General features: G+C 72.7%; 12 protein-coding genes. 6 read left to right on the forward strand and 6 right to left on the reverse strand.

Features of this window, described 5'->3' with window-relative positions; translation table 11 throughout:
* Positions 1-123: 123 nt before the first annotated feature.
* Positions 124-1,593 (forward strand): alpha,alpha-trehalose-phosphate synthase (UDP-forming), encoded by a 1,470-nt coding sequence (locus tag ABEB17_RS18360; RefSeq protein WP_378226981.1) that lies wholly within the window; start codon positions 124-126, stop codon positions 1,591-1,593.
* On the forward strand, positions 1,590-2,372 hold the full coding sequence (otsB, locus tag ABEB17_RS18365) for a trehalose-phosphatase (RefSeq protein WP_345718199.1): 783 nt from the start codon (positions 1,590-1,592) through the stop codon (positions 2,370-2,372). The genes ABEB17_RS18360 and otsB overlap by 4 nt, the downstream gene beginning before the upstream one ends.
* Positions 2,373-2,510: 138 nt before the next feature.
* On the opposite strand, the gene ABEB17_RS18370 is transcribed toward otsB, so the two are convergent.
* Positions 2,511-3,533, reverse strand: coding sequence for a LacI family DNA-binding transcriptional regulator (locus ABEB17_RS18370; RefSeq protein ID WP_345718200.1), 1,023 nt, complete (start codon positions 3,531-3,533; stop codon positions 2,511-2,513).
* A 181-nt stretch (positions 3,534-3,714) separates the two neighbouring features.
* Between ABEB17_RS18370 and ABEB17_RS18375 the strand changes: the two genes are divergently transcribed.
* Both ABEB17_RS18375 and ABEB17_RS18380 read left to right on the forward strand, forming a co-directional pair.
* Positions 3,715-4,824 carry an ABC transporter ATP-binding protein gene (locus tag ABEB17_RS18375; protein ID WP_345718201.1) on the forward strand — a complete coding sequence of 370 codons (1,110 nt, stop codon included), beginning with the start codon at positions 3,715-3,717 and terminating at the stop codon, positions 4,822-4,824.
* Between the two features lie 61 nt (positions 4,825-4,885).
* A complete protein-coding gene (locus ABEB17_RS18380) occupies positions 4,886-6,136 on the forward strand; it encodes a DUF4032 domain-containing protein (protein ID WP_345718202.1) in 1,251 nt (416 codons plus the stop codon).
* 288 nt (positions 6,137-6,424) lie between these two features.
* On the opposite strand, the gene rlmB is transcribed toward ABEB17_RS18380, so the two are convergent.
* Both rlmB and cysS read right to left on the reverse strand, forming a co-directional pair.
* Positions 6,425-7,456, reverse strand: a complete 1,032-nt coding sequence (gene rlmB, locus ABEB17_RS18385; protein WP_345718203.1) for a 23S rRNA (guanosine(2251)-2'-O)-methyltransferase RlmB — start codon at positions 7,454-7,456, stop codon at positions 6,425-6,427.
* Positions 7,456-8,919: a cysteine--tRNA ligase gene (cysS, locus tag ABEB17_RS18390; protein ID WP_345718204.1), complete on the reverse strand. Its 1,464-nt coding sequence runs from the start codon at positions 8,917-8,919 to the stop codon at positions 7,456-7,458. The genes rlmB and cysS overlap by 1 nt, the downstream gene beginning before the upstream one ends.
* 53 nt (positions 8,920-8,972) lie before the next feature.
* On the opposite strand from cysS, the gene ABEB17_RS18395 reads away from it, so the two are divergent.
* Positions 8,973-10,058, forward strand: a complete 1,086-nt coding sequence (locus ABEB17_RS18395) for an S-(hydroxymethyl)mycothiol dehydrogenase (protein ID WP_345718205.1) — start codon at positions 8,973-8,975, stop codon at positions 10,056-10,058.
* A complete protein-coding gene (locus ABEB17_RS18400) occupies positions 10,055-10,675 on the forward strand; it encodes an MBL fold metallo-hydrolase (RefSeq protein ID WP_345718206.1) in 621 nt (206 codons plus the stop codon). Before ABEB17_RS18395 ends, ABEB17_RS18400 begins: the two co-directional genes overlap by 4 nt.
* 5 nt (positions 10,676-10,680) lie before the next feature.
* On the opposite strand, the gene ispF is transcribed toward ABEB17_RS18400, so the two are convergent.
* The 3 genes from ispF to ABEB17_RS18415 are packed head-to-tail and all read right to left on the reverse strand — an operon-like array spanning position 10,681 to position 12,936.
* Complete coding sequence (gene ispF, locus ABEB17_RS18405) at positions 10,681-11,181, reverse strand: 2-C-methyl-D-erythritol 2,4-cyclodiphosphate synthase (protein ID WP_345718207.1); 501 nt, start codon at positions 11,179-11,181, stop codon at positions 10,681-10,683.
* Complete coding sequence (ispD, locus tag ABEB17_RS18410) at positions 11,178-11,846, reverse strand: 2-C-methyl-D-erythritol 4-phosphate cytidylyltransferase (RefSeq protein WP_345718208.1); 669 nt, start codon at positions 11,844-11,846, stop codon at positions 11,178-11,180. Before ispD ends, ispF begins: the two co-directional genes overlap by 4 nt.
* A gap of 7 nt (positions 11,847-11,853) precedes the next feature.
* Positions 11,854-12,936: a PIN/TRAM domain-containing protein gene (locus tag ABEB17_RS18415; RefSeq protein ID WP_345718209.1), complete on the reverse strand. Its 1,083-nt coding sequence runs from the start codon at positions 12,934-12,936 to the stop codon at positions 11,854-11,856.
* Positions 12,937-12,952: the final 16 nt, after the last annotated feature.

A 12,952-nucleotide genomic window follows, 5' to 3' on the forward strand; every position in this document is an offset into this window, starting at 1 on the left:
CAGATGCCCGGTCAGCTCGCCGTCTCACCGTAGCGAGATCCCGCCCGCGGCGACAGATTCGCAGGCCGGTCATAGGCTGGCACGACATCCCCTGCACCGCCGTCTGTACCGAGGAGCCCCTCCGTGACCCGCCCGGCCTCCACGACCGAACCGCGCGGGACCCGCGACCAGAGCCCGGCCGAGGGCACCTACGAGCTGGTCGTGGTGGCGAACCGCCTCCCGGTGGACCGCGTCACGGACGACGACGGCACGGTGCGCTGGCAGCAGAGCCCCGGCGGCCTGGTGACGGCCATGCAGTCCGTGATGACCGGTCAGGACGGCGCGTGGGTGGGCTGGTCGGGCGACCCGGGCGAGGCGCCGGAGCCGTTCGACTCCGGGGACATGCACCTGCACGCGGTGGGCTTGACCGAGCAGGAGATCGAGGACCACTACGAGGGCTTCAGCAACGAGACGCTGTGGCCGCTCTACCACGACGTGATCGTGCCGCCGCGGTTCCGCCGGCGCTGGTTCGACGGCTACCGGACCGTCAACCGGCGCTTCGCCGAGGTCGCCGCCTCGCTCGCGGCGCCGGGGGCGACGGTCTGGGTGCACGACTACCAGCTCCAGCTGGTCCCGGCGATGCTGCGCGAGCTGCGGCCCGACGTCCGGATCGGCTGGTTCAACCACATCCCGTTCCCCGGCGTCGAGATCTTCGCCCAGCTGCCGTGGCGCAAGCACGTCGTGCAGGGGCTGCTGGGCGCGGACCTGCTGGGCTTCCAGCGCCGCGCGGACGCCGACAACTTCCTGCGGGTCTGCCGCCGGCTGCTCGGCCTGCACACCCGTGGCGGCACCGTCGAGGTCCCCGGGCCGGGCGACAGCACGCGGGTGGTGCGGGCCAGCTCGTTCCCCATCTCGATCGACGCGGCGAGCCTGTCCGACCTGGCCCGCACGCCCGAGGTGATGGAGCGGGCCAGGCAGATCCGACGCGACCTCGGCGACCCCGAGCACGTGCTGCTCGGCGTCGACCGGCTCGACTACACGAAGGGCATCCGGCACCGCCTCAAGGCGTACGAGGAGCTGCTGTCCGACGGCGTGCTCGCGCCGCCCCAGGCCGTCCTCGTGCAGGTCGCGACGCCGAGCCGGGAGCGGGTGTCGGCCTACATCCAGCTGCGCGAGCAGGTCGAGGTCACCGTGGGTCGCGCCAACGGCGACTTCGGCCACCTCGGCATGCCGGCCATCCACTACCTGCACCAGTCCTACGGGCGGGCCGAGATGGCAGCGATGTTCCTGGCTGCCGACGTGATGCTGGTGACCCCACTGCGGGACGGCATGAACCTCGTGGCCAAGGAGTACGTGACGTGCCGCCACGACGACGGCGGAGCGCTGGTGCTGTCCGAGTTCACCGGCGCGGCCGGCGAGCTCGACCGGGCGTTCATCTGCAACCCGCACGACATCGACGGCCTGAAGTACACGATCCGGCACGCCCTGGACGCCGACCCGGCCGAGAAGCGGCGACGGATGCGGGCCATGCGACGGCGGGTCGCCGAGTACGACGTGAGCCGGTGGGCGGGCGACTTCCTGGCCGCCCTGGACGCCGCACCGGACCGGCCGTGAGCGCGCTGGACGGGCCGGACCCGTTGCTGCAGCAGGCATTGACCGACTTGGGCCGTGGTCGGCCGCTGCTGGTCGGGCTGGACTTCGACGGGGTGCTCGCCCCGTTCGTGCCGCACCCCTCGGAGGCGGTCGCACTGCCCGGCACGATGGACGCGATCCGCGATCTCGTTGCGCTGGAGGGGGTCTACGTCGCCCTGGTCTCCGGACGGGCCCGCGCCGACCTGGCGGAGCGGACCGGCGTCGCGCTGGACGACGAGCACCTGCTGCTGGTCGGCAGCCACGGCGCCGAGCTGCCGCTCGACGGGCACGACGACGGCCTCGACGATGCCGAGCACGAGCGGCTGTCCGCGGTGCAGGCGCGGCTGGAAACCCTTGCGGCAGAGCACCCCGGGGCGTTCGTCGAGCACAAGCCCAGTGCCGCCGTCCTGCACACCCGACGGCTGCCGCCGGACGAGGCGCCGGTGGTGACGGCGCAGGCGCTGGCACTGATGGCCGACGTCCCGGACGTGCACGTGACCCGCGGCAAGGAGGTCGTCGAGGTCGCCGTCACCCAGGCCAGCAAGGGCGCGGCGATCAGCCGGCTGCGCGACCACCACAGTGCCGTCGGCGCCCTGTACGTGGGAGACGACGTGACGGACGAGACGGTGTTCGTGCTGCTCGGCGAGGGCGACGTCGGGGTCAAGGTGGGCGACGGCGACACGGCCGCGCGGTTCCGCATCGCCGACCCGGTCGCCGTCCGGTCGCTGCTGCAGTCCCTACCCAACCTGCTGCTCCGCTGACCCACCCACCCACCCCACTTCCGCCACCCACCCCACTTCCGCCACCCACCCCACTTCCGCCACCCAGTCCGCTTTCCGCCACCCGGCCCGCTTTCGCGGCGGGAGGACCGGCCTGAGTGGCGGAAACCCTGCGAGGCGTCAGCGGCGGACGACGGCCGGCACCGCGCCGGTGGACCCGCGGACGACGAGCTCGGGGCGGAACACGTACTCGGCCCGGGGCGCGGGCTGGCCGCTGATCTCGTCCACGAGAGCCCGCACTGCGGCCTCACCCATGGCTTGCACGGACTGCCGCAGGGTCGTCAGCGGCGGGTCGGTGAACGCGACCAGCGGCGAGTCGTCGTACCCGACCACGGACACGTCCTCGGGGACCCGCAGCCCCATGGACCGGGCGGCCCGGATCGCGCCGAACGCCATCAGGTCCGACCCGCAGACGATGGCGGTGCAGCCGCGGTCCAGCAGCCGCTGCGCCGCCGCCGCGCCGCCCTCGACGGTGAACAGCGACCGCTCGATGAGGTCCTCGACGTCGGCGGGCGCGACCACCGACGCCATGGCCTGCCGGAAACCGGCGATCTTGCGGATGGCCGGCACGAACCGCTCCGGACCGACGGCGAGGCCGATCCTGGTGTGCCCCAACGCCCGCAGGTGCGCCACGGCGAGCTCGGAGGACGCCAGGTCGTCGCTGGACACGCAGGGCGCCTCGACGTCGTCCGCGTAGCCGTTCACCAGCACGATCGGCAGGCCGCGGGCGGTGAGCTGCCGGTAGCGCTCGTGGTCCGCGAGTGAGTCCGCGTGCAGGCCGGAGACGAAGATGATGCCGCTGACACTGCGCTCCAGGAGCATCTGCGTGTAGTCGTCCTCGTGCACGCCGCCGGGCGTCTGGGTGCACAGCACCGGCGTGAAGCCGTGCCGGGCCAGCGCGGTCTCGATGACCTGCGCGAACGCCGGGAAGATCGGGTTGGCCAGCTCGGGGACGATCAGCCCGACCAGCCCGGCACTCTTGCGCCGCAGCCGGGTCGGGCGCTCGTAGCCGAGCACGTCCAGGGCGGTGAGCACGGCCTGCCGGGTCGAGTCGGCGACGCCCGGCTTGCCGTTCAGCACCCGGCTGACCGTCGCCTCGCTGACCTTTGCCTGCGCCGCGATGTCCGCCAGACGGGCTGCCATGGATGTCCCTTCGCTCGCAAGTTCTTGCAGCAAGAGGATACGGCCGCTGTGCACGAACTGTGCGAAAGAACGCCGCAAAGCCTGTACGTCGGGCGTTTCGTCATGCAGGATGAGGACCGCTCCACCTCCCACGACGGATCGTCCGGCACGTACCTGCCGGTGGAAGGAACGTGATCTCAGCATGGCCACAGTTACCTACGACGCCGCGACCCGGATCTACCCGGGCTCAGAGGTTCCGGCAGTCGACAAGCTCAACCTCGACATCCAGGACGGCGAGTTCCTCGTCCTCGTCGGCCCCTCCGGCTGCGGGAAGACCACCTCGCTGCGCATGCTCGCCGGGCTCGAGGACGTCAACGGCGGCCGCATCCTCATCGGTGACCGCGACGTCACCCACGAGGCCCCCAAGGACCGCGACATCGCGATGGTCTTCCAGAACTACGCGCTGTACCCGCACATGACGGTCGCCGACAACATGGGCTTCGCGCTCAAGATCGCCGGCACCCCGAAGGCGGACATCCGCAAGCGCGTGGAGGAGGCCGCCAAGATCCTCGACCTCGAGGCCTACCTGGACCGCAAGCCCAAGGCGCTCTCCGGTGGCCAGCGCCAGCGCGTCGCCATGGGCCGCGCGATCGTGCGCCAGCCGCAGGTCTTCCTGATGGACGAGCCGCTGTCGAACCTGGACGCCAAGCTGCGCGTGCAGACCCGCACCCAGATCGCGTCCCTGCAGCGCCGGCTCGGCATCACCACCGTCTACGTCACCCACGACCAGGTCGAGGCCATGACGATGGGCGACCGCGTGGCCGTGCTCAAGGACGGCCTGCTCCAGCAGGTCGACACCCCGCGGCGCATGTACGACCACCCGAACAACGTCTTCGTGGCCGGCTTCATCGGCTCGCCCGCGATGAACCTCATCGACACCGCGGTCACCGACGGCGGCGTGAAGTTCGGCTCGGGCACCTACCCGGTGGCCCGCGAGCACCTCGAGGCGGCCGGCAAGACCGTCACGGTGGGCGTGCGACCCGAGGACCTCACGCTGACCACCGAGGGCAACGGCCTGGCCGTCACGGTGGACGTCGTCGAGGAGCTCGGCGCGGACGCCTACATCTACGGCAGCACCGAAGAGGCCCGCACGCACGTGCTCGACGCGGAGGAGAGCGCCGAGGACAAGCCGTTCATCGCCCGCGTCGACGGCCGCAAGCCCCCGGAGAAGGGCCAGACGATCTACCTGGCCCCCAAGGAGGGCCACATCCACATGTTCAACGCCACCACCGGCGAGCGCATCGGCGACTGACTGCTGACCCCGTCCCTGCCCGCCGCCCGGCGGGTGGGGACGGGTCGCACCAGCGGCAGCCATGAGCTCCCTCCAGATCACCTCGGCGCGGCCCGACTCCGCGCTGCTGGACCTGCCCTGGGACATCCCGCTCGAGGACTGGCCCGCCGAGACGCTCGCCGCGCTGCCCCGCGGCATCTCCCGGCACGTCGTCCGCTTCGCCAAGCTGTCCGGCAGCGTCGTGGCGATCAAGGAGATCCGCGAGGACCTCGCCCGGCGCGAGTACGGCCTGCTGCGTCTGCTGAACCGCCTCGACGTCCCCTCGGTCGAACCCGTCGGGGTGATCACCGGACGCACCGGCAGGGACGGGGCCCCACTGGACCCGTGCCTGATCACCCGGCACCTGCAGTTCTCCCTGCCCTACCGCGCCCTGTTCAGCCAGAACCTGCGGCCGGACACGGCGTCCCGGCTCGTCGACGCGCTGGCCGTGCTGCTCGTCCGGTTGCACCTGAACGGGTTCTTCTGGGGCGACGTCAGCCTCTCGAACACGCTGTTCCGCCGCGACGCGGGCTCGTTCGCCGCCTACCTCGTGGACGCCGAGACCGGCGAGCTGCACAACCACCTCAGCGACGGCCAGCGCGAGCACGACCTCGAGATCGCCCGGGTCAACATCGCCGGCGAGCTGATGGACCTGCAGGCCGGCGGGCTCCTGGAGACGGACGACGAACCGCTGCTGACCAGCGAACGGATCATCCACCGGTACCGGTCCCTGTGGGACGAGCTCACCGGCACCGAGTCGTTCGAGCAGGGCGAGCGCTGGCGGGTCGAGGCCCGGATCCGCAAGCTCAACGAGCTCGGCTTCGACGTCGGCGAGCTCGCGATCACCACGGACATCGACGGCGCCACCGTGCAGATCCAGCCCAAGGTGGTGGACGCCGGGCACCACTCGCGGCGGCTGCTGCGGCTCACCGGCCTCGACGTCGGGGAGAACCAGGCCCGGCGCCTGCTCAACGACCTGGACAGCTTCGCCGCCGCCGAGGAGCGCCAGGGCGAGGACGAGGAGATCCTTGCCCACGAGTGGCTGTCCCAGGTCTTCGAGAAGGTCATCCGCAAGGTGCCCCGCAAGCTGCGCACCAAGCTGGAGCCCGCCGAGCTGTTCCACGAGGTCCTCGAGCACCGCTGGTACCTGAGCGAGCGGGCCGGCCACGACGTCAGCCTGAAGAAGGCCGTCGAGGACTACGTGCAGGAGGTCCTGCCGACCAAGCCCGACGAGGTCGCGATCCTCGGCGTCGACACCCAGGCCATCCCGGTCATCGCTCCTCGCGACTCGTAGGGGGTCCGGGCGAGGCGGCCGCCGACCTACGGGCGACTCTCGCAAGCTCGTTTGACGTCGCCCTCCGGTCGCCGTCCGCCTCGCCCTCGCTGCCCTCCGGCGGGCGTCACGACCCGGCTGCGCCAGGGTGCCGATGCACTCCTGTGCGTGGCTACGAGAGCCCGACGAGGCGCAGCCGAGCCAAGGCCGAGGAGCCGAAGGCGACGAACGGGCCGAGGGGTACGGCGACGTCAAACGAGCTTGCGAGAGTCGCCGTTCCCCTCGGCCCGTTCGTCGCCGACCCCAGCCCTACGAGCCGTGGGCTCGCCGCCGAGCAACTTCGTAGAGCGCGACTCCGGCCGCGACCCCGGCGTTCAGGGACTCGGTGGCGGCGTGCATGGGGATCGACACGATCATGTCGCACTGCTCGCGCACCAGCCGGGACAGGCCCTTGCCCTCGGAGCCGACCACGATCACCAGCGGGTCGTGCGCCATGGTCAGGTCGGGCAGCTCCAGGTCGCCCTCCATGTCGAGGCCCACGACGAAGCACCCGGCCTGCTGCAACGACTCGAGCGCCCGGGTCAGGTTGGTGGCGCGCGCGACCGGCAGCCGGGCCGCGGCGCCGGCGGAGGTCTTCCAGGCTCCGGCGGTCATGCCGGCGGCCCGTCGCTCGGGGACGATCACCCCGTGCCCGCCGAACGCGGCCGCGGACCGGACGACGGCCCCGAGGTTGCGCGGGTCGGTGACGGCGTCCAGGGCGACGATCAGCGCGGGCTGCCCGGCGTCGTCCGCCGCGGCGAGCAGGTCGGACGGGTGCGCGTACTCGTACGGCGGCACCTGCAACGCCAGACCCTGGTGGATGGCGCCGTCGGTGAGCCTGTCGAGCTCGCCGCGAGGGGTCTCGAGGATGTTCAGGCCACGCGAGGTGGCGATCTTCAGGGACTCCTTGACCCGGTCGTCGGAGTCGATCCGGCTCGCGACGTACATGGCGGTCACCGGGATCTCAGCCCGCAACGCCTCCACGACGCTGTTGCGCCCCGCGACGACCTCACTGCTCGCCTTGCCGGTGCGCCGCACGGGACGGCCAGGAGCGCGCCCACCGGGTCGACCGCCGGATCGGCCGTCGGACGTCGGGGTGCGACCACCCTTGGTCAGCGCGGCCTCGCGGCGCTCGGCGCCCCGCTTCCGCTTGGCCGCGATGTGCTTCTCGCGGTCCTCGGCCTTCGGCGTGGGCCCCTTGCCCTGCAGGCTCTTGCGCTTCTGGCCGCCGGTGCCCACGAGGGGCCCCTTGCGCGACGCGCCCTTGCGCATCGCGCCCTTGCGCTGTGAGTTGCCGGGCATCAGGACTCGCTCTCGGTGTCGGTGGTGCTGCGCAGCAACGACCAGCGGGCCCCTGCAGGTGTGTCCTCGACGGCGATTCCCGCCGCGGTCAACCGGTCTCGGACGGCGTCGGCGGCGGCGAAGTCGCGGGCGGCGCGGGCGGCCTGGCGGTGGTCCAGCTCGGCCTGCACCAGGGCGGCCAGCGCAACTGCCGTCCGGTCGTCGTTCGCGCTGGAGCCCTGGTGCCACACCGGGTCCAGCGGGTTCACGCCGAGGACGTCGGTCATCGCCAGCACCGCACCGGCCGCGACCAGCGCGGTCGCGTCGTCGCCGTCGTCCAGTGCCGTGTTGCCGGCCCGGACGGTGTCGTGCACCACGGCCAGGCCGCCGGAGACGTTGAGGTCGTCATCCATCGCAGCGGCGAACGCGTCGGGCACCTCGGCGTCGACCGGCAGCTCACCGACCCGGGCCGCCCGGCCGAGGAAGTGCTCGATCCGCTCCACCGCGGTCTCGGCCTCGCGCAGCGAGTCCGGCGTGTACTCGATCATCGAGCGGTAGTGCGCCGCGCCGAGGTAGTAGCGCAGGGCCAGCGGCCGCACCGACTTCAGCACCTCGGACACGATGAGCGAGTTGCCCAGCGACTTGCTCATCTTCTCGCCGCCGATGGTGACCCACCCGTTGTGCAGCCAGTACCGGGCGAAGCCGAGACCCGCCGCGTGCGACTGGGCCTGCTCGTTCTCGTGGTGCGGGAACCGCAGGTCGACCCCACCGCCGTGGATGTCGAACGTGTCGCCGAGGTACTTGCGGGCCATCGCGGAGCACTCCAGGTGCCAGCCGGGCCGCCCGCGCCCGAACGGCGACGTCCAGCTCGCCGACTCGGGCTCGCCGGCCTTGTGGCCCTTCCACAGCGCGAAGTCGCGGGCGTCCCGCTTGCCGCGCGGGTCGGCGTCCTCCGCGGGGTTCATGTCGTCGATCTTCTGGTGGGTGAGCGAGCCGTACTCGGGCCAGGACTTCACCTCGAAGTAGACGTCGCCGGCGCCCTCGCCGCCGCCCGCCCCGTCGTCGTCGCCCGGGTAGGCGTAGCCGGCGTCCACGAGGGTCTGCATCAGCTCGACCATCTCGGGGATGTGCCCGGTGGCGCGCGGCTCGTAGGTGGCCGGGAGCACGCCCAGGGCGTCCAGCGCCGCCGAGGTCTGCCGCTCGAAGGTGTACGCCCAGGCGAACCAGTCGACCCCGGCGGCCTCGGACTTGGCGAGGATCTTGTCGTCGATGTCCGTGACGTTGCGGACCAGGGTGACCTCGAGGTCGTGCCCGCGGGTCAGCCAGCGGCGCAGGATGTCGAAGGCCACGGTGAACCGGACGTGACCGATGTGCGGCGCCCCCTGCACCGTGAGCCCGCAGATGTACAGCCCAGCCCGACCAGGCTGCAGCGGCTCGAAGTCACGCAGCTCACGCGTGGCGGTGTCGTAAAGGCGAAGGCTCACCGGTCAAGGTTACCGGTGGTCACGGGCCGCTCGTGACCCGTAGATTCGCCGACATGCCGCAGACAGTGCAGGGAGTCATCGCGCGCGCCAAGGGCGCCGCCGTCGAGCTGGTCGAGATCGTCGTCCCGGACCCGGGGCCAGGTGAGGCCGTCGTCGCCGTCCAGGCCTGTGGGGTGTGCCACACGGACCTGCACTACCGGGAGGGCGGGATCAACGACGACTTCCCGTTCCTGCTCGGTCACGAGGCGGCCGGGGTCGTCGAGGCGGTCGGTGAGGGCGTCACGGACGTCGCACCGGGCGACTTCGTGATCCTGAACTGGCGCGCCGTGTGCGGGTCCTGCCGGGCCTGTCTCAAGGGCAGGCCCTGGTACTGCTTCAACACCCACAACGCGACCCAGCGGATGACCCTGACCGACGGCACCGAGCTGTCCCCCGCCCTCGGCATCGGGGCATTCGTCGAGAAGACGCTCGTGCACGCCGGGCAGTGCACCAAGGTCGACCCGGCCGCGCCGGCCACCGCCGCCGGGCTGCTCGGCTGCGGGGTCATGGCCGGCTTCGGTGCGGCCGTGAACACCGGCGGCGTCGGCCGCGGCGACTCGGTGGCCGTGATCGGCTGCGGCGGGGTCGGCAACGCGGCCATCGCGGGCTCGGTGCTGGCCGGGGCCAGCACCGTGATCGCCGTGGACGTCGATGACCGGAAGCTGGAGTGGGCCAAGGGCTTCGGCGCCACGCACACGGTGAACAGCCGCGAGCGGGACGCCGTCGAGGCGATCCGGGAGCTCACCGGCGGGTTCGGTGCGGACGTCGTCGTGGAGGCCGTGGGCCGTCCGGAGACCTACGAGCAGGCGTTCTACGCGCGCGACCTGGCCGGCACCGTCGTCCTGGTGGGCGTGCCGACGCCGGACCTGAAGGTCGAGCTGCCGATGATCGAGATCTTCGGCCGCGGCGGCGCGCTGAAGTCCAGCTGGTACGGCGACTGCCTGCCCAGCCGGGACTTCCCGATGCTCATCGACCTCTACCGGCAGGGCCGCTTCGACCTCGACGGCTTCGTCAGCGAGACCATCGGCCTCGGCGACATCGAGGCCGCGTTCGAGAAGATGCACCGCGGCGAGGTCCTGCGCTCGGTCGTCGTGCTGTGAGCGGCGACGTCCGGATCGACCGGGCCGTGCTGTCCGGCACGTTCTCGCTGGACGGCGAGACCTTCGACGTCGACAACAACCTCTGGGTGCTCGGCGACGACGACGAGTGCGTGGTCATCGACGCCCCGCACGACCGGGACGCCATCGCCGAGGTCGTCGGCGACCGGGACGTCCTGGCCATCCTGTGCACGCACGCCCACGACGACCACGTGCGGGTCGCGCCGGCGCTGGCCGACCACTTCGGCGCGCCGGTGCTGCTGCACCCGGACGACCTGCCCGTGTGGCGGCTGACCCACCCCGGCCGGATGCCGGACGGCGACCTCGCCGACGGTCAGGTGATCACCGTCGCCGGCACCGACGTCCAGGTCATCCACACCCCGGGGCACGCACCCGGTGCGGTCTGCTTCTTCGTCCCGTCGCTCGGCACCGTGTTCACCGGCGACACGCTGTTCCAGGGCGGTCCGGGCGCCACCGGGCGCAGCTTCAGCGACCTCCCGACCATCGTGCGCTCGATCCGCGAGCGCCTGCTCACGCTGCCGCCGGACACCGTCGTCCGGACCGGCCACGGCGACTCGACCACGATCGCCGCCGAGGCGCCGAACATCCCCGTCCTGTGACGTGCTCAGGGGCGGGGGACGACGAGGGCCGTGGCGATCGCGGCGACGCCCTCGCCCCGTCCGGTCAGGCCGAGCCCGTCGGACGTCGTCGCGCTCAGCGAGACCGGCGCCCCGCAGGCCGCTGACAGCGCCGTCTCGGCCTCGGCCCGGCGCGCCCCCAGCCGGGGGCGGTTGCCGACCAGCTGGACGGCGACGTTGCCGATCTCGAACCCGGCGGCGCGCACGAGTCGCGCGGCCTCGGCCAGCAGCACCACGCCCGCCGCCCCGGCCCACTGCGGCTGCGACGTCCCGAACTGGGTGCCGACGTCCCCGATCCCGGCCGCGGAGAACAGGGCGTCACAGCAGGCGTGCGCGACGACGTCGGCGTCCGAGTGCCCCTCGAGCCCGCGTTCGCCCGGCCAGTCCAGCCCGGCGACCCGCATCGGGCGGTCGCTGCCCTCCGCAGCGAAGGCGTGCACGTCGGTGCCGACGCCGACGCGCGGCAGGCCTGAGCTCGAGGACGTCACGGCGAGAGCCTAGTGAGCAGCCACTCCGCGAGCGCCAGGTCCTCGGCGGTCGTCACCTTCAACGCCAGCGGGTCGCCCTCGACCAGCCGGACCCGCACCCCGAGCCGCTCGACCAGCGCGGCGTCGTCCGTGGCCGCGCTGTCGCCGGCGGCGGCGTGCGCCCGCTCGAGCAGGGCCCGCTCGAAGCCCTGCGGGGTCTGCACCCGGCGCAGCGGCGCGCGGTCGACGGTGCCCACCACCAGGCCGGACGCGTCGACCTCCTTGACGGTGTCCACCACGGGCAGGCCGGGGACGACGGCGGGCGAGTCCGCCGTCACCGCCGACGCCACCCGGGCGACGAGCGCCGCGGGGGCCAGGCAGCGGGCCGCGTCGTGCACGAGGACGACGTCGACGTCGGCGGGCAGCGCGGCGAGCCCGGCGGCCACGGAGTCCTGGCGCTCGGCGCCGCCGGCCACCACCTGGGCCGCGTCACCGAGCAGCGCCTGGGTCTGGCCGACCAGGGCGTCCGGCACGACCGCCACGATGGCGCGCACCCCGCCGTCGCGCAGCCGGGCGACCGCGTGCTCCAGCAGGGTCACCCCGGCCAGCTGCACGAACGCCTTGGGGCGGTCGGCGCCGAGCCGGCTGCCCGAGCCGGCGGCCACCACCACGGCGCCGGTCGTCACGACGGGCTCACGAGGTCTGCGGGCGGCTGAACACCATCCGCCCGTTCGCGGTGGTCAGCACGCTGGTGACGACGACGGCGACGTCCTGGCCGACGCGGTCCCGGGAGCGCTCGGCGACGACCATCGTGCCGTCGTCCAGGTAGCCGACGGCCTGGCCCGGCTCCTTGCCGGCCTTGAGCAGGTTGACCCGGACGACGTCCCCGGCGGTCACCGGGGGACGCAGTGCCAGGGCGAGGGCGTGCAGGTTCATCACCGAGACGCCGGCCAGAGCGGCGGCCTTGGCGAGGTTGGTGTCCAGCGTGACCAGGACGGCCCGGCGGTCCAGGCACATCCGGACCAGCTTGGCGTCGACGTCCGGCACCTCCCGGGCGGCGTCCGGCACCACTTCCAGGTCGACGTCGCGCTGGCGGCGCAGGGCGTCGAGCGCCTCCAGGCCGCGCCGGCCGCGCGCCCGGCGCAGGTCGTCGCCGGCGTCGGCCAGCCCCTGCAGCTCGTCGAGCACCGGCTGGGGCACCAGGAACGAGCCGGTCAGGAAGCCGGCGGTGACGACGTCCACGATCCGTCCGTCGATGGCCACGGACGTGTCGAGGATCCGCTCCCCCGAGCCGGCCCGGGAGCCGCCGGACAGGCCGGCCTGCGCCCCGAACAGGGCCAGCAGGTCGTGTCGGCGGGCCACGCCGATCCGGTAGCCGAGCAGGGCGAGGGTGACGATGATGAAGCCGAACAGCGGGAGCATGACCACCTGGCTGCCGATCAGCAGCAGCGGCCAGGTCACCGCGGCCGCGAGCAGCACGCCGAGAGCGGCGCCGATCATGCCCGACAGGACCTGCTCGGTGGAGCGCTGGCGCAGGTTCCGCTCGGTCGCGGCCACGGAGCGAACGGTGAGCCGGGCGACGACCCCGCCCAGCACGTAGCCGATCGCGGCGCCGAGCAGCACCCCTGCACCCACGGCGTCCAGCGGGCCGAGCCGGACGTCGGTCGGCTCGGCCGCGACAGCGATCTGGTAGCCGAGGCCCGCGAAGAAGACGACGACGAACAGGCGCAGCAGCTCGATGACCCCGACGGGCACTCGCACGGGACGTGGGTTCACGGCACTCAGTGTGACG

This window comes from Angustibacter luteus (genome assembly GCF_039541115.1).
GTDB lineage: Bacteria > Actinomycetota > Actinomycetes > Actinomycetales > Angustibacteraceae > Angustibacter > Angustibacter luteus.